14 protein-coding genes are annotated in these 15656 nt (G+C 64.7%); 3 read left to right on the top strand and 11 right to left on the bottom strand.

Annotation, left to right across the window (positions count from 1 at the left end):
- Positions 1–11: 11 nt before the first annotated feature.
- Genes SynWH8101_RS00670 through SynWH8101_RS00660 form a run of 3 tightly spaced genes read right to left on the bottom strand, consistent with a single transcriptional unit; the run spans position 12 to position 2321 of the window.
- Positions 12–518, bottom strand: a complete 507-nt coding sequence (locus SynWH8101_RS00670) for a rod shape-determining protein MreD (RefSeq protein WP_130128152.1) — start codon at positions 516–518, stop codon at positions 12–14.
- On the bottom strand, positions 518–1264 hold the full coding sequence (gene mreC / locus SynWH8101_RS00665) for a rod shape-determining protein MreC (RefSeq protein ID WP_130128151.1): 747 nt from the start codon (positions 1262–1264) through the stop codon (positions 518–520). The genes SynWH8101_RS00670 and mreC overlap by 1 nt, the downstream gene beginning before the upstream one ends.
- A 4-nt stretch (positions 1265–1268) precedes the next feature.
- The gene (locus tag SynWH8101_RS00660) at positions 1269–2321 is read right to left on the bottom strand and encodes a rod shape-determining protein (protein WP_007101013.1); all 1053 of its coding nucleotides are present in this window, start codon (positions 2319–2321) and stop codon (positions 1269–1271) included.
- 166 nt (positions 2322–2487) lie between these two features.
- Between SynWH8101_RS00660 and SynWH8101_RS00655 the strand changes: the two genes are divergently transcribed.
- Positions 2488–2865, top strand: a complete 378-nt coding sequence (locus SynWH8101_RS00655; RefSeq protein ID WP_130128150.1) for a single-stranded DNA-binding protein — start codon at positions 2488–2490, stop codon at positions 2863–2865.
- Between the two features lie 24 nt (positions 2866–2889).
- Here the strand turns inward: SynWH8101_RS00655 and SynWH8101_RS00650 are convergent, their stop codons facing one another.
- Both SynWH8101_RS00650 and ahcY read right to left on the bottom strand, forming a co-directional pair.
- Positions 2890–3549: a DedA family protein gene (locus SynWH8101_RS00650; RefSeq protein ID WP_130128149.1), complete on the bottom strand. Its 660-nt coding sequence runs from the start codon at positions 3547–3549 to the stop codon at positions 2890–2892.
- A 60-nt stretch (positions 3550–3609) separates the two neighbouring features.
- Entirely contained in the window at positions 3610–5040 is a 1431-nt protein-coding gene (gene ahcY, locus SynWH8101_RS00645; protein WP_130128148.1) for an adenosylhomocysteinase, read from the bottom strand.
- A 25-nt stretch (positions 5041–5065) separates the two neighbouring features.
- Here ahcY and tsaE point away from each other — a divergent pair, with 25 nt between their 5' ends.
- Positions 5066–5581 (top strand): tRNA (adenosine(37)-N6)-threonylcarbamoyltransferase complex ATPase subunit type 1 TsaE, encoded by a 516-nt coding sequence (gene tsaE / locus SynWH8101_RS00640; protein ID WP_130128147.1) that lies wholly within the window; start codon positions 5066–5068, stop codon positions 5579–5581.
- On the opposite strand, the gene SynWH8101_RS00635 is transcribed toward tsaE, so the two are convergent.
- The 6 genes from SynWH8101_RS00635 to SynWH8101_RS00610 form a co-directional block, all read right to left on the bottom strand.
- On the bottom strand, positions 5554–6600 hold the full coding sequence (locus SynWH8101_RS00635; RefSeq protein ID WP_130128146.1) for a carbohydrate kinase: 1047 nt from the start codon (positions 6598–6600) through the stop codon (positions 5554–5556). The two genes, tsaE and SynWH8101_RS00635, sit on opposite strands and share 28 nt — an antisense overlap.
- A gap of 62 nt (positions 6601–6662) precedes the next feature.
- The gene (mutT, locus tag SynWH8101_RS00630) at positions 6663–7844 is read right to left on the bottom strand and encodes an 8-oxo-dGTP diphosphatase MutT (RefSeq protein WP_254427995.1); all 1182 of its coding nucleotides are present in this window, start codon (positions 7842–7844) and stop codon (positions 6663–6665) included.
- A 33-nt stretch (positions 7845–7877) separates the two neighbouring features.
- Positions 7878–9395 (bottom strand): MFS transporter, encoded by a 1518-nt coding sequence (locus SynWH8101_RS00625; protein ID WP_130128144.1) that lies wholly within the window; start codon positions 9393–9395, stop codon positions 7878–7880.
- Positions 9392–10276 carry a GTP-binding protein gene (locus SynWH8101_RS00620; protein WP_130128143.1) on the bottom strand — a complete coding sequence of 295 codons (885 nt, stop codon included), beginning with the start codon at positions 10274–10276 and terminating at the stop codon, positions 9392–9394. Before SynWH8101_RS00620 ends, SynWH8101_RS00625 begins: the two co-directional genes overlap by 4 nt.
- Positions 10273–11916, bottom strand: a complete 1644-nt coding sequence (locus SynWH8101_RS00615) for an amidohydrolase (protein WP_254427994.1) — start codon at positions 11914–11916, stop codon at positions 10273–10275. Before SynWH8101_RS00615 ends, SynWH8101_RS00620 begins: the two co-directional genes overlap by 4 nt.
- Before the next feature lie 96 nt (positions 11917–12012).
- Positions 12013–13776, bottom strand: coding sequence for an amidohydrolase (locus SynWH8101_RS00610; RefSeq protein WP_130128141.1), 1764 nt, complete (start codon positions 13774–13776; stop codon positions 12013–12015).
- Positions 13777–13979: 203 nt separating this feature from the next.
- Between SynWH8101_RS00610 and SynWH8101_RS00605 the strand changes: the two genes are divergently transcribed.
- Positions 13980–15656: an alpha-keto acid decarboxylase family protein gene (locus SynWH8101_RS00605; protein WP_130128140.1), complete on the top strand. Its 1677-nt coding sequence runs from the start codon at positions 13980–13982 to the stop codon at positions 15654–15656.

Raw genomic sequence — 15656 nt, 5'->3', positions numbered from 1 at the left:
GGCGGAGAGCATCAGGCCGGGGCGCGGCGGCGCCAGATCAGCAGCTGCCAGGACGCGAGCATGGGCGCAAGAAGACCGGTGAGCACAGCCTGCAACAGACAGAGCTGCCAGGCCCAGTGCTGCAGCAACGGAGCATCCAGGCCCTGGAACAGTCGCAGCTGCACCCAGAGACTGAGACCAAGCGCCATGCTGCCGATCCAGGCCAGAAGCCCCAGGTTGAGGCTGCGCTGAATCTGCCGCCCACGGCGGCCCAATCGCCCCCACCACCAACCGAGCAGCATCAACGCTGGCACCTGGGTCAGGCCGCTGCCGCCGAGGCCATCGAGCACCAGGCCCACACAGGCGCCAGCCACCAGCCCGGACACGGGGCCATCCACCAGCGACCAGGGCAGCAGCCAGAGAATCGCCCAGCTCGGCGCCACCCCCGAGAGGGTGAGCCAGGTGGGGGTGGCGAGGGTGAGCAGGGGCACCATCAGGGCGGAGGCCACACAGATCGGTTGTTGATGCAGCCGTGCCATCAGCGGGTCTGCACCTGCACCCAGTCGACAGCATCCGGCGACGCCACCAGCTGCACCACCGCATCGGGCGCAGGCACCCCGCGGGGGTTGATCGACTGGATCACCGCCACCGGCAGATTGGGGGGAAGCAAGGTGCTAGCGGGTGAGGTGCTCACCAGATCGCCGGCACGGGCTTTCACGTCCTTGTCGAGAAAGCGCAGCTGAGGTCTGCCGGTGCCCACGCCCACCAACAGGGCATGTTGTTGCGTTCGCGGCACCCACACCCCCACCTGACTGCCAGGTGACGTAAGCAAACGCACGCGAGCTGTGGAAGGAGTGACGCTCTGCACCCGGCCCAGCAGGCCACCCGGCCCCATGACCGCGTCACCGGCAGCAAGGCCAGCGAGGGAACCCTGGCCCAGCTCCAGTTGCTGCCACCAACCCTCCACTTGGCGGGAGATCACCGCCGCCGACACGCGGCGACTGGCATCGGCGTTGCGATCCAGCTCCAGCAGCCCCCGCAAGCGGGCATTGTCTTGCTGCAACAGCTGCAGGCGGGCGCGCTGCTCGAGGCTGCCAGCCGACTGCAGCCACTCCCTCTGGGCGGAACCGGGCCAGAAGGGACGACTCAACAGGGCGTAGGCATCCGCGAAACCAGCCCCTTTGCTCCAGCGCACAGCCGCGAGGGCGGCGAGCAACACCACCCAGGGCCAGAGACGTCGCCAGCCCCGCAGGCGTGGCACAGTCGGCCACTGGGAGGAGCCCATCGGTTCAGGCCGTCACCGTGTTGCGCACGTATTCAGGCGTGTCGAGCACACGCTGCAGACGCTTGTAGTCCTCCAGCACCTGGCCGCAGCCATTGACCACGCACAGGAGCGGGTCTTCAGCGATGTGGGTGAAGATGCCGGTTTCGTGGCTGATCAGGTCGCTGATGCCCCGCACCAGGGCACCGCCGCCGGCCAGCATGATGCCGCGATCAACGATGTCGGCCGCCAGCTCGGGTGGGGTGCGCTCCAGGGTGCGCTTCACCGCTTCCACGATCACATTGAGCGGCTCAGCGATTGCTTCGCGCAGATCACCGGCCTGAAGCTGGATCGTGCGGGGCAGCCCCGACAGCAGGTGCAGACCGCGCACATCCATCACGGTCTGGTCGAACTCGTTGTCGGGGAAGGCCGAGCCGATCCGAATCTTGATGTCTTCCGCCGTGCGCTCACCCACCACGAGGTTGTGCACTTTCTTGAGATAGACGCCGATGGCATCGCTGATCTCATCACCGGCCACCCGAACGGATTCGCTCAGCACGGTGCCGCCGAGGCTGAGCACCGCCACCTCGGTGGTCCCACCGCCGATGTCCACAATCATCGTGCCGACGGGTTCCGTCACCGGCAGACCGGCGCCGATGGCCGCCGCCACCGGCTCATCGATCAGATGCACCTCACGGGCTCCGGCCAGACCGGCTTCACGCACGGCACGTCGCTCCACGCCGGTGACGCCGCTGGGGATGCCCACCACCAGGCGGGGCGCCACGATGCCGCGACCCTCATTGCCCTTCTGGATGAAGGTCTTGAGCATCTGCTCGGCGGCATCAAAATCGGCGATCACGCCATCGCGCAGGGGACGCACGGCCTTGATGTTTCCCGGAGTGCGGCCCAACATCAGTTTGGCCTCATCCCCCACCGCCAGAGGCACACCGCGCTCCAGATCCAGGGCCACCACCGAAGGCTCCTGCAGCACGATGCCGCGGCCCGACACATAAATGAGAGTGTTGGCTGTGCCCAGGTCGATCCCGATGTCACGGGACAGCTGGAAGCGACGAAAAAGCACCTTGGCCCGGCTCAGGTCGGCGAATCATAGGGGCAGTTGCACGGCCCTTCAGCCCACCAGCCTGTGACAGTCGACCCGGACGGTGGAACTCCTTGAAAGCAGCCACAACAACTGTCGAACCAGACAGCTGTGGCGCATCATTGACCCAATCAAATTGGAGACTGACATGGGCGTGAATTCCGTCACCCTGGTCGGCCGAGCCGGCCGCGACCCTGAAGTGCGTTATTTCGAATCCGGCAGCATGGTGGCGAACCTCACCATGGCCGTGAACCGTCGCAGCCGCGACGACGAACCCGACTGGTTCAACCTGGAGATCTGGGGCAAGCAGGCCCAGGTGGCCGCCGATTACGTGAAGAAGGGTTCACTGCTGGGCATCATCGGCAGCTTCAAGCTGGAACGCTGGACCGATCGCAACAGCGGTGAAGAGCGCAGCAAACCCGTGGTGCGGGTCGACCGCCTCGAGCTGCTCGGCTCCAAGCGCGACAACGACGCCGCTTCAGGTGGCTTCGGCGGCAGCCCCAGCGAAGAGGAAGTGCCCTTCTGAGCCAGCCAGACCGCGGCCGTCGCTTCAGTCGGCCGCGTTGCCTCTCCGCCAGATCCGCAACCCGAGCCACACCGCACCAGCCAGCACGGCAATCACCAGCAGCACCTTGATCACCTTGGAGACCGGCTCGATCCACAGCTCCACGTTGCTGTAGCCCTCACCCAGCACCATGCCGGCGATGGTGAGCAACAGGGTCCAGATCAGGCTGCCGGCCGTGGTCCAGATCAGGAAGGGTGGCAGCGGCATCAGCTCGATGCCGGCGGGCACGGAAATCAAGGTGCGGATGCCGGGAACCAGGCGCCCCCAGAACACCAGAGCGGTGCCATAGCGATTAAACCAGCGGCGACTGCGCGCCAGCTCGTCGGGGCTGATGCCGATCCAACGGCCATGACGGCTGAGCCACTGCTCGATCCGCTCCTCGTTGATCAAGCGACCGATTCCATACCAGGGCAGGGCACCAAGCACGGTGCCGATCAGGCCGGCGAGCACCACCGGAATGAACTGCAGCTGGCCCTGCTGCACGTAAAAGCCCCCCAGGGGCATGATCAATTCCGAGGGGATCGGCGGAAAGAGGTTCTCCAGGAACATCGCCGCGAAGATCGCGCCGTAGCCGGCCCAGGGATTGGCCTCGACGGCCTGCCCGATCCATTGGGGCAACTGGGTGACGAATTCAGAAAGCCCCATGGAGCCTGCGCACGTTGGCGCAAGTCTTCCATGGGGCGTCAACGCCGCCCGAGGTGGGGATCAGTAGCGGTAGTGGTCGGGCTTGTAGGGACCCTCCACCGGCACGTTGATGTAATCGGCCTGATCCTGGCTCAGCTCGGTGAGCTTTGCGCCGATGCGGTCGAGGTGGAGACGGGCCACCATTTCATCGAGGTGCTTGGGCAGTACATACACCTGCTTGCCGTACTCGTTGCCCTTGGTGAACAACTCGATCTGGGCCAGCACCTGGTTGGTGAAGGAGTTGCTCATCACGAAGCTGGGGTGGCCGGTGGCGCAACCCAGGTTCACAAGACGTCCCTCGGCGAGAAGGATGATCCGGTTGCCGCTGGGCAGGGTGATGTGGTCCACCTGGGGCTTGATGTTCTCCCACTCGTACTGCTTGAGCGAGGCGACATCGATCTCATTGTCAAAGTGGCCGATGTTGCAGACGATCGCTTCGTCCTTCATCTTCAGCAGGTGCTCGTTGCGGATCACCTGGTAGTTGCCGGTGGCGGTCACGAAGATGTCCATCTCCTCGACCACGTCTTCAAGGCGAACGACGCGATAGCCCTCCATGGCAGCCTGCAGGGCGCAGATCGGATCCACTTCCGCGATGCAGACGGTGGCGCCGAGCCCACGCAGCGACTGGGCCGAGCCCTTGCCCACATCGCCGTAGCCCATCACCAGGGCCTGCTTGCCGGCCACCATCACATCGGTGGCGCGCTTGATGCTGTCGACCAGCGACTCACGGCAGCCGTAGAGGTTGTCGAACTTGCTCTTGGTGACCGAGTCGTTGACGTTGATCGCCGGGAAAGGCAGTTCGCCGCTCTTCTGCATCTTGTAAAGACGGGCCACACCGGTGGTGGTCTCTTCCGTCACACCCTGAATCGCCGCCTTGGTGCGGGAATAGAAGGTGGGATCTTCGGCCAGCTTCTTCTTGATCGAGGCGAAGAGATAGGTCTCCTCCTCGTTGGAGGGGTTGTCGAGCACGCTGCTGTCCTGCTCCGCCTTGCTGCCGAGCATCACCAGACCGGTGGCATCGCCGCCGTCGTCGAGGATCATGTTTGGGGCACCGCCATCGCCCCAGGCCAGGATGCGATGGGTGTAATCCCAATACTCCTCCAGGGTCTCGCCTTTGACGGCGAACACCGGAATACCACGGGCGGCCATGGCGGCGGCCGCGTGGTCCTGGGTGGAGAAGATGTTGCAGGAGGCCCAGCGCACCTCAGCGCCCAGCTCCACCAGGGTCTCGATCAGACAGGCCGTCTGGATCGTCATGTGCAGGGAGCCGGCGATCCGGGCGCCCTTGAGGGGCTTCTCGCTGCCGTATTTCTGACGGAGCGCCATCAGACCGGGCATCTCGGTCTCGGCGATGTCGAGCTCCTTGCGGCCGAAATCGGCCTGATTGATATCCGCAACGACGTAGTCGGAGGCGACCTGAAGGCCGGTCGTAGCCGTGGGTGTTGCCACCATGAGTTGAAAACTCCCTGGGGAGGACGTGGACAGGAATCTCTGCAGAGTCTCCGAGGCTTCGGGCTCGCCAGGCCTTCAATGTACAGAGAGAAGCTGGATCCTCACGGATCTGCAGGCCACACGCGACCTCGGTCGCGCTCTGGCCGGCTGGCTGCCCGCCGGCTCCCTGCTGTTGCTGCAGGGCCCGCTCGGCGCCGGCAAAACCTCCCTGGTGCAAGGCATGGCGGAGAAGTTGGGGATCAGCGAACCGATCACCAGCCCCACCTTCGCGCTCGCCCAGCACTATTCGCAGGGGCAGCCGCCGCTGGTGCATCTCGATCTCTATCGGCTGGAGCTGGCCGCGGCCGCCGATGACCTGTTTCTGCAGGAAGAAGAAGAGGCCCGCGCCCTCGGCGCCCTGCTGGTGGTGGAGTGGCCCGAGCGACTCAGTCTGCAGCTCACCGATGCCTGGACACTCACGTTGAACCACCGCCAGGAAGGCGGGCGGCTGGCCCAGCTGCGCGAGCCGGCGATTCAGATGGACGCCGGCACTGGCGCCTGAGCCAGAAACGACGCCACGGCGGCAGCGGATGGTTGGGGATCGATGCCTCCAGCCCCAGCGCACACGAGGGCGCCGCAGGCCGCCGCAAAGCGCACCATCTGCTGCACCACGGCCTCGCTGAGGTCAAGTGGCTGACCGACGGCGGGCGTCAGCCGCACCAGCTGATGCAACAGGCCGGCGGTGAAGGCATCTCCAGCTCCAGTGGTATCGACCACCCGAGGCGGAGCGAGCACCGGCAGCGCGCCGCTGTGCCCGGCGATGCACCAACGCACGGGGTCACCGCCATCGGTGACGACCACATCCGGCCGCTGGGGCAAACGGGCGCTGACGGCAACCGGATCGGCCGTGTCGAACAGCCATTCCGCTTCCTCCCGCGCCAGTTTCAGCAGAGCGGCTTGGGGCAGCAGCGGTGCGATCGCAGCCCGTGCTGCAGCATCCGGACCGGCCGCAGGATCAGCGTCAGCCCTCCAGAAGGTGGGACGCCAGTTCACATCCAGAGCGATCCGCACCTGATCGCGCTTGGCCAGGGCGAGCGCAAACCTCAGCGCCGCCGCCGAGGCCTCACTGGCGAGAGGAATAGTGCCCACCAGCAACCAGCGCACCGCTGCCGCTAGAGGAGGCCAGGCCAGGGCCAGAGCCTCCGGCTCGAGGGCCTGATCGGCAAACCCCTGCCCCCGATCACCGGCGAACCCCTGAAACACCCGTTCCCCATCGAGGTGGCGACGCACCAGCACCACCCGGGTGGGGCGAGCGGCATCCCACTGAAGCCCGCGCAGATCGACACCGCGATCCACCAGCAATTCCCGGAAGCTGGCGCCGATGGCATCGTCGCCTAGCCGGCCGATGAAGCCCGCCGCCGTCCCCAGACGGGCGAGAGCACACGCCACGTTGGCGGGCGCGCCACCCAGCCGGTCATCGCACTGCTCCGGCGCAGCGCTGAGGGGATCACCACCTGGCGGACCGAGCCGATCCACCAGGGCCTCGCCGAGGCAGAGCACCTGCGGGGAGGGATCGGTCATGCTGGGTCGTGCAGGTGTCTGATGGGCAGCCTGGCCAGGGATCGCCTGGCTGCCAACAGGGTTCAGCCCGCCTGGGGCAGATCGCCAGCGACGATGCCGAGATGCTGGCGCAGGGCAGCGATGATCCTGGCGTTGGCAGCGGGGAAGGGGTAGGCGTCGAGGTCTTGTGGCCGCACCCAACGCACCTGCTGACTGGCCAAGGGCTGCGGTTCACCGGAGCTCCAGCGGCAGAGATGCACCACAAACCGCAGCTTCTTGTGGCTGTAGGCGTGCTCCAGGCTGATCAGCTCTTCACCCACCTCCACCTCGATCGCCAGCTCCTCCTGCAGCTCGCGTTGAATCGTGTACCCGATCGCCTCACCGGGCTCCTGCTTGCCGCCGGGAAACTCCCAGAGTCCACCGAGCAAGCCCTCGTTGAGACGCTGATCGATCAGCACCTCACCGGCTGCATTGAGCACCACGCCCACACCGATCACCTGAAAGGGCACGGAGCGGGGGGCGTCTTTCACGGGGTAGTGATCGGGACTGCCGGCAGCGTAGGCAGCACAGCTCGAGCGCCAGGGACACAAACCACAGGACGGTTGGCGCGGCGTGCAGAGCGTGGCGCCCAGATCCATCAAGGCCTGATTGCAATCCCGACCCCGGCCTGGGGCCGCCGCGACCAGGGCCTCGCTCCACTGCCAGAACAGGGCCTGCTGCCGCATCGGTGGCCGCGGATGGGCCTGCAGGCGGGCCAGCACCCGGCGCACATTGCCATCAAGAATCGGCAGACAACTGTTGAACGCCGACGAGAGAATGCCACCGGCGGTGCTGCGACCGACCCCGGGCAGGGCCAGCCAGAGCTCCAGCTCCCGGGGCCAGGCGTCGCTAGACCGATCGGCACCGCAGCGCCACTGCTCCCGGATCCATCGCGCTGCCGCCAGCAGGCGTCGACCACGGGAGTAGTAACCCAAACCCTGCCACTGCAGCAGCACGGCCTGCTCCTCCGCCGCCGCCAGGGCCTCTAAGGAAGGAAAGGCCGCCATCCAGCGCCGCCAATAGGGCAACACCACCTGCAGCTGGGTCTGCTGCAACATCACCTCGGCAACGAGAACGCCGTAGGGATCAATCGCCTGCTCAGGCAGGGGCCAACGCCCCTCAGGCGTCACCATCCAGGGCTTGAGGTCTGGCGCGCAGCGACCGTGCTGCTGCCACCACTGGAGCAGGGCAGCAGCAAGCTGCCGGTCCGCGAACGGGTGCGCCACAGCGCCAGAACTACGCGAACCCATGATGCGCACTCAGGCCTGAGCAGGCCCCTGCTGACGGCCGATCACCAGCAGCAACAGGCTGATGGAACCAAGCAGTGCCACCAACAGTGCCACCACGATCATGGTGCCTGCCAAGCCACTGGCATAGGACTGACCGATCACCTCCATCACCTGAGATGGGGCCCCTTTGACATGGCTGAGGGCGCCGCTGCTCAGCAGCGCTCGCACTTTGTCTTCCAGACCTGGGATCTGAGCCGGCGATGCTCCGAGCTTCAACAAGCGATCGCGCAGGCTGGCGAAACCAAATCCGTTCACCATGGCGCCACTGACGGCAAAGCCAAGGGCAAAGCCCAACTGACCAGTGGTGGTGCGGAAGGCGGTCACCGAACCGAAATAACGAGGCGGTGCCTCCTGAACAAACAATGCCGATTGGGGCACGGACACAAAGGCCAGACCACTGCCGACGAGCATCAACGGCAGCACGAACGCGACGTAGTGACTGGTGGCACGCACTCCGGCAAGCAAGAAGAGGCCCAGCACCAGGGTGATGACGCCACTGGCCATGAGCTGCGACGTACGGCGGCCTGGGCTCAGCAGCCGACCAGCCACCACACCGCCAAGGGCGAAGCAGATCAACAGAGGTAACTGGGCCAGGGCGACCTGGCTGGTGCTGTAGCGCTGCACCACCTGCCAGAAGTTGCTGGTCTGCAGCTGCACCACCGCCTGGGCGAAGTTCCAGGCGATGCCGCTCACAATCGCGGCTGCAAAGAGGCCCCGGCCATACAAGGCCACCGGAAAGATGGGCGTCTGGCGGCTGCGCTCGATCAACACATGCACCCCGAAGAGCACCACACCAGCCAGGGTGGGGATCAGAAACTCCGGTGACGTGAAACCGCTCACCGCATGGCTGACGCCCGTCAAGAACAGCACCATCGCTGCAGCAATGCTGATCAACCCCGGCCAGTCCGCCCGCAGCTCGCGGTTCGCAGGCATCTCCGGCAACAGCACGGGAACCAGCGGCAGACAGAGCAGCGCAATCAGCGGCACCAGGCCTAGCGCCAGGCGCCAGCTGGTGTCTGCCAACACGCCCCCCAGCAGTGATCCAGCAATGAACCCAGCGATGATCAGCAGGTTCCACACGCCCAGGGCTTGGCCGAGCTGCTCCGGGCGGCTCACGAACCGCACCGCCGCGAATGAGAGCGCCAGGGCGGCGCCGACGCCGATGCCCACCAAGGCACGGCCCAGAAGGAACAGATCGGCATTCGGCGCCATCAGGGCGATGCCATCCCCAGCGATGGAGAGCAGCAAGGACGCCATCAGCACCTGACGCCGGCCCAGGCGATCACCGAGAAACCCCATCAGCAGCACGGTGGCCGCCTGAGCCAGGGTGGAGATACTCGCCGCCAACGCCAGGGTGGATCCCTGCATGTTCAGAGCCTCGCCCGCCTTCACCAGAGCGGTGTTGGCCACGGTGGGATCGATCAGCTGAAGGCTGGACACCAGCCCCAGAAACGGCACCGCCAGGGCGCCTGTGGATTTGTCGTTCATGCAGGGATCAGGCAGAGAGAAGGCCAGCGGGGGGCAGGGGCGCCGGCCTGGCTGATGACCACCAGCTCACCACGCCGCTGCAGCGGCTGGCTCCAGGGCCGGGTAGGGCTGGCGACCAGGATCACCCGATCGCCGACGCGGTCGAGCGACACGGGGCCATCCGGGGCATCGTTGAGCCAGAGCTCACCTTTGGCGCGCAGCACCTCTGGACCGAGTTGCTCGGCCCAAGCCAGCACCTGACTGCGCTCGAGCGCTTCGAGTTGCAGCCAGACATCGCTCCGCACCAGTTGCCGTTCGCTGTGAGAGGGGGGAGCAGGCTGCTGTTGGAGGGCCTCCAGCTGCTGAAGCAACCACTGCTGACGCCGCTGGGCCTCCACCGGTTCCAGCAGATCGGCCTTGCTGAACTGCAACACGTCGACCCCTTCGAACTGTTGTTGCACCACCTCACCCACCCAGGGGTCGTGCCAGAGGGTTTCAATCCGCTCCAAATCCACCACCTGCAACACACGGGCGATGGTCAAACCCAACAGCTGCAGCTGACTGGCCACCCGGCGGGGCACCGCCATGCCACTGGTTTCAATCAGCACATGAACGGGTGGCTGCTCGCGCTTGGCCAGCTCCAGGAGCGCCACTCCCAAGCCATCGCGCAGGGTGCAGCAGACGCATCCACCGCCGAGCTCCAGCACACGACCATCGCCCTGGCGGAGGCGTTCGGCATCCACGTTGATCTGGCCGAGATCATTCACCAACAGGGCCCAACCCTCACAGGCGCCCTGCTGCAGCCAACCATTGATCAGGGTGGTTTTGCCCGAACCCAGGTAGCCCCCCACCACCGTGACGGGGACACCACGCAGCCTCGCCACAGCTGAGGCGTTGCTCATGCCTGACCTCCATCGAGGGAGCCGTACACGCACACGCCGTCTTTGAGTGTGGCCACCACGGCAATGCCATTGAGCTGCTCGGGGGCCAGAGCGGTGGGGTCGGCGTCGAGGATCACCAGGTCGGCCCGCTTGCCAGGAGCCAGGCTGCCTTTGCTGGTCTCCTCACGGATTTGCCAGGCGGCTTCGATGGTGAGGGCCCGCAGAGCCGCTTCAGCGCTCACGCACTCCGAGGCGCCCAGCACCACACCGGTGCGGGTGCGGCGGGTCATCGCCGTTTCCACCATGCGCATGGGCTCAATCGGCGTGACGGAAAAATCGTTGTGGTTCGAGCAGTGCAGCCCCAGAGCCATGGCACTGGCCATCGAGCTCATGCGCCCAGCCCGCTCAGGCCCCAGGTTGGCCAGGTGCACATCCCCATAGAAGAAGGCATGCACCGTGAAAAAGCTGGGGTGCAGGCCCAGCTCCACGTACTGCTCAAGCTGGCCGGGCGCCATGAACTGGGAGTGGATGATCACCGTGCGGTGGTCCTGCTCGGGCCGAAGCCCGGCCCGGCGGCAGGCCTCGATCATCAAGTCGATCGCAGCATCACCGTTGCAATGGGAAAACAGCTGAATGCCCTGAGCGCTCAGCTGCGCCACCGCCTCCATCAGTTGCTCAGGCGCGCACACCGGCTGACCGCGCCAGTTGGCCTCCCCATTAGGGCCCGGTGTGAGCAGCGGCTCGCCCCAGAAGGCCGTTTTGCCCTGGGGTGAGCCATCCACCAGCAGCTTGATGCCCTGAAGCTTGAGGCGATCGCGGTAGTGGCCGAAGGCCTCGCGCGCGGGCTGGGGGAGCTCCAGTGGTTGACCGTGAAAGTCGGGGAAGCGCTCGCGCAGCATCGATGGCACATCGAGCACCAGCGGCAGCAACACCAGGTCGACACAGAGGCGACCTTCACGCGCCGCCCGCTGAAACAGGCCCAGATCGGCGGCCACCGTGGCGCCGTCCTGCACGGTGGTGATGCCCTTCGCGGTGTAGAGCCGCTGTGCCGTCTCAAACTGCTCCAGCCGCTGCTCCTCGGAGGGCTGTGGCATGTGCAGGAACAACGGGATGAAGGCCGTCTCCATCACCAGCCCCGCGGGCTCAGTGCTGCCGGGGCGGCGCACGATCACGCCACCGGCCGGATCGGGGGTGCTGGCGTCGTAACCCGCCAGTGCCAGAGCGCAGCTGTTGAGCACAGCGCCGTGGTTGGAGTTATGGATCACCATCACCGGGTTCTCCGGAAACAGCGCATCCAGATCGGCCTTATCGAGCGGGCGGCCGTCGCTGAAGCCATCCGGGTCGTAGCCATAGGCGATCACCCACTCGCCGTTGGCAACGGGGTGGCGCAGCACGTGCTCGCGCAGCACCTGCAGCAGGTCGGCGATGCTGGTCACGGGCCCCGCCGGGGGCCTCTGAATGTTGGCCCAACCCACCACCTGCAGGGCATTGGCGAAGTGACCGTGAGCGTCAATAAAGCCAGGCAGCACGGTGCGGCCCGCCAGATCCAGATGCTGGGTGGTGGGCCCAGCGTGGGCCATCACGTCCGTCTTGGTTCCCACCGCCAAGATCTCACCGCCGGCGATGGCGATCGCCTCGGCTCGGGGCTGGGAAGCCTCCATCGTGAGGATGGGGCCCCCATGAAGGATGAGATCAGCAATGGCAACAGTCATCAGAACAAAGCAAGCTGTGGGTGGCTCTTGAGAGGGAAGTTGTGATCAGCAACACCGTCTGACCACAGCCGTGGCCAAATGGCGATGGGGCTCAGGATCACTCACTCCAGCCGCACGTTCAAAGGCAGCAATGTCAAGGCGTTCACCGCCCAGCCAGGTCGCTTGCACAGTGATCCCGTCTTCGAGATGCATCGGCTCCACATCGTGAGGATCGACATCGAGCTGCACAAAGTCAGCCAACTTGCCAACTTCAATGGAGCCAATGTCGTGCTCACGGCCAAGAATGAAGGCTGCATCAATGGTTTGTGCACGCAGAGCTTGATCCAGGCTGACCCGCTGTTCAGGACCATGCAGGGCGCCGGACTGTGTGGTGCGTGTGACCACTGTTTTCAGATTGCCAAGCGGTGAGGGTGGGCTCACCGAACCATCGTTGTGATACGAGGGCCTGAGGCCAGCCTCGGTGGCGTCTTTGACGCGGCACCACTGGGATCCTTGCTCAGGTTCAAACATCTCTCCATCCAATAAATCTCCCCAGTACTGGAATTGGAATGGCCCCATGGAGGCGTACACCCCAAGACCGGCCGCCCGACGAAGCTGATCCGGCCTGGCGGCACCGAGATGCTCCAAGCGCCAGCGGTGATCCGTACCCAGCAGGTTGTGGCGTTGGAGGGCCGCCTCAAACGCATCCAGCACCACATCCAAAGCCGCATCACCATTCACATGAATAGCCATCTGCCAGTTCTGCGTGCAAATTGTGCTTTGACCCTGAAAATCAAACTGAAGGCGATCGCCAGCCAATTGATCCAGAATCTGATCCAATTGCTCACGGGAATAATTCATCTCCTGCGGCACCCCCGGCTGGATGCCAGCAGCTCGCACCGCGGGCGTATCGAGATAAGGGAATGTGAGCGCAATGTTGCCCACCCATGGAGAACCATCAGCCCACAACTTGATCCCTTGCTTGCACAGCATCTCAGGCGCAACATCCGACTCCCAGGGCCCAGCACAATCGGCAGCCGTCGACACGTGGTAAAGGGAGATCCTCAAGGGACAGTGAGGCAGTTGCGCCAGGGTCTCAAACGACTGTTTTTGGGTGCTGTTGTAGGTCATCTCCGAGGCTGTGGTGATGCCATTCCCCGCCATCAAGGCGTACCACTGGGCCGCAGAAGCGAGAGGGTGCGGAACCAGATCTGGCATCAACGCCTCCATCAGCAACATCAACGGAGGAGCTTCAAAAGCCTGACCATTCGACGTGCCATCAGGATTCCGACCAAAGGAGCCACCCACAGGATCAGGGGGCGGAGCCTTGGTCCACCCCATGCGCTCGATCACCGCCGAATTGAAATACGCTCCATGCCCCGAATTATCCACCACCAGCGCCTCACGATCCGGGAAATAGCGATCGAGAACCTCACGGGTTGGCGGTGGAGCACCGTGCAGTAATTTATCAAAACCATTAAACAGCAAGGCCTGGCCAGCTGGCGCCTCAGCTTGCAGTTTCTCGAATAAGTCAGTGACTGATTGCCAGGTGGGATAGCCCACATAAGGCGCAATCCAGTAAGCCGGAGGCTGTGTTGCCACCCCAGAGAGAACAGGATGAGAGTGGGATTCCACAAAGCCGGGCAACAGCACATCAGAACCCAGATCAATCACCTCCGCGTCCGGCAATTGCTTCTGGCAGCTGATGAGATCGCCCACCGCCGCAATGCGACCCTCACGGTTCACCCCCACCGCCGTTGCGATGGGGCAGGCAGGATCCATGGTGAGGATGCGCGCAGCCACCAGGATGCGGGAGCCATTGATCGACATCGTGCAACCTCAGAACAACCAAAATCATGATCTAAAGCCAACGCACTGACGCGTCAACAAAGCCCAACGTGAGCCAAGCAATTGATACGCATCATGCACTATCAGAGACGCCTAAACAAAGTCAGCGAATTCCCAGAATCTCTTCCAAATCAAGTCACTCCAAGCCCGCTAATTCTGAAACGATCCCTCTCCCTCTCAGGGCCATGGCTGCTCCAAGCGTTGCCCAATACACCCTCAGCCGTCTGTCGCAGCTCGGCCTCGATCGGATCTTCGGAGTACCGGGCGACTACGCCTTCTCGATCGACGATGCCGCGGAACTGGTGCCGGGCCTCTCCTGGGTGGCCTGCGCCAACGAACTGAATGCCGCCTACGCCGCCGATGGCTACGCCCGCATCCGCGGTGCTGCCATCCTCTCCACCACCTACGGCGTGGGTGAGCTGTCGGCGATCAATGGCGTGATGGGCAGCAAGGCCCATCGCCTGCCGGTGTTCCATCTGGTGGGCATGCCCAGCGAACGCATCCAGAAGCAAGGGCTGATCACCCACCACAACCTTGGCGATGCGGTCTACGACCGCTTCCAGGCCCTCTCCGCCGAAGCCGCTTGCGTGAGCGCCGTGCTCACGCCCGACAACTGCGTGGACGAGCTGGAGCGGGTAATCCGTGAAGCCCTGCGCCAGAGCAAGCCCGGCTACCTGGTGATCTCGGAGGTGAACGGTGGCCAACCCGTGCTCGGCACACCGGTGAGCGGACAACCGCTCTCGGCCATCAAGCGGCAACACAGCGTGCCCGAAGAACTGGACGCCGCGGTGGGCACGATCCTGGCCCGATTGGCTGCAGCACAACGTCCTGTGGCGGTGCTCACCCATCTCGTGAGCCGTTATGGCGTGCGCGAGCAGGCGCTGGAACTGATCCGCAAAACGAACCTGCCCACGGCCCTCACCCCGAACGACAAAGGCACCATCGACGAAGCGATGCCGCAATACGCCGGGATGTACGCCGGCGACTGGTCCTCGTCGAACGAGGTGCGCGATCTGGTCGGCCATGCCGACTTCTTGCTCGACATCGGCGGAATCGTCACCACCGAACTCAACACCGGCCTGTGGACCGGTCACTACGACCCAGCCAAGGTGGTGTCGATTCAGGACAACTTCGTACGCGCAGGCGGCAAGGTGTTCGTGAATGTGGCGATCGATGATGTGCTCAACGCCCTGTGCGAACGCGTCACCACCCACTGCAACGATCACGGCCTGAAGCTCGAGGCGATGCCGCTGGTGGGTGCTCCGACCGATGCCACCAGCTCCGCCAGCTTCTACCCCCGTCTGCAGCGGCGACTGCGCTCCGGCGACACGCTGGTGATCGAAACCGGCACCTGCATGACCCACCTCAACAAGGTGCTGCTGCCGGCAGGTGTGAGCGCCGAAGGCCAGGGCCTGTGGGGCTCGATCGGCTGGGCCACGCCGGCCTGCCTCGGGGTGGTGATGGCCAAAACCTCCGGCCACACCTGGATGGTGACCGGTGATGGCTCCCACCAGCTCACCCTGAACGAACTGGCCGTGATGGGCCGCTACGGCGTGAAACCGCGGATCTTCGTGCTCAACAACGGCCTCTACGGCATCGAGGATGTGATCAGCGAGCGCGGCCACGGCTACGACGACCTGGCTCCGGTGAACTACCACCTGCTGCCGGAAGCCTTCGGCTGCAAGAACTGGCTCAGCGCCCGCGTGAGCACGTTGGCCGAGCTGGATGCCGTGCTCGATCAGATCGACGCCCACGATGGCGCCGCCTACATCGAGGTGATGATCCCCAACGAGGAGAGCCAACCTCTGCCCGAGACCACGATCGACAGCGGCTACAAACTGAAGACCCCTAGCGTCGGATAA

The organism is Synechococcus sp. WH 8101 (assembly GCF_004209775.1).
Lineage (GTDB): Bacteria > Cyanobacteriota > Cyanobacteriia > PCC-6307 > Cyanobiaceae > Synechococcus_C.
This window is presented reverse-complemented; position numbering and strand designations above follow the sequence as displayed.

Bases quoted from the DNA above. Each gene is read 5' to 3' on its own strand.
- SynWH8101_RS00670 (WP_130128152.1), bottom strand. From the start codon at position 518: ATGGCACGGCTGCATCAACAACCGATCTGTGTGGCCTCCGCCCTGATG.
- mreC (WP_130128151.1), bottom strand. From the start codon at position 1,264: ATGGGCTCCTCCCAGTGGCCGACTGTGCCACGCCTGCGGGGCTGGCGA.
- SynWH8101_RS00655 (WP_130128150.1), top strand. From the start codon at position 2,488: ATGGGCGTGAATTCCGTCACCCTGGTCGGCCGAGCCGGCCGCGACCCT.
- SynWH8101_RS00650 (WP_130128149.1), bottom strand. From the start codon at position 3,549: ATGGGGCTTTCTGAATTCGTCACCCAGTTGCCCCAATGGATCGGGCAG.
- ahcY (WP_130128148.1), bottom strand. From the start codon at position 5,040: ATGGTGGCAACACCCACGGCTACGACCGGCCTTCAGGTCGCCTCCGAC.
- SynWH8101_RS00635 (WP_130128146.1), bottom strand. From the start codon at position 6,600: ATGACCGATCCCTCCCCGCAGGTGCTCTGCCTCGGCGAGGCCCTGGTG.
- SynWH8101_RS00625 (WP_130128144.1), bottom strand. From the start codon at position 9,395: ATGAACGACAAATCCACAGGCGCCCTGGCGGTGCCGTTTCTGGGGCTG.
- SynWH8101_RS00620 (WP_130128143.1), bottom strand. From the start codon at position 10,276: ATGAGCAACGCCTCAGCTGTGGCGAGGCTGCGTGGTGTCCCCGTCACG.
- SynWH8101_RS00615 (WP_254427994.1), bottom strand. From the start codon at position 11,916: ATGGAGGCTTCCCAGCCCCGAGCCGAGGCGATCGCCATCGCCGGCGGT.
- SynWH8101_RS00610 (WP_130128141.1), bottom strand. From the start codon at position 13,776: ATGTCGATCAATGGCTCCCGCATCCTGGTGGCTGCGCGCATCCTCACC.
- SynWH8101_RS00605 (WP_130128140.1), top strand. From the start codon at position 13,980: ATGGCTGCTCCAAGCGTTGCCCAATACACCCTCAGCCGTCTGTCGCAG.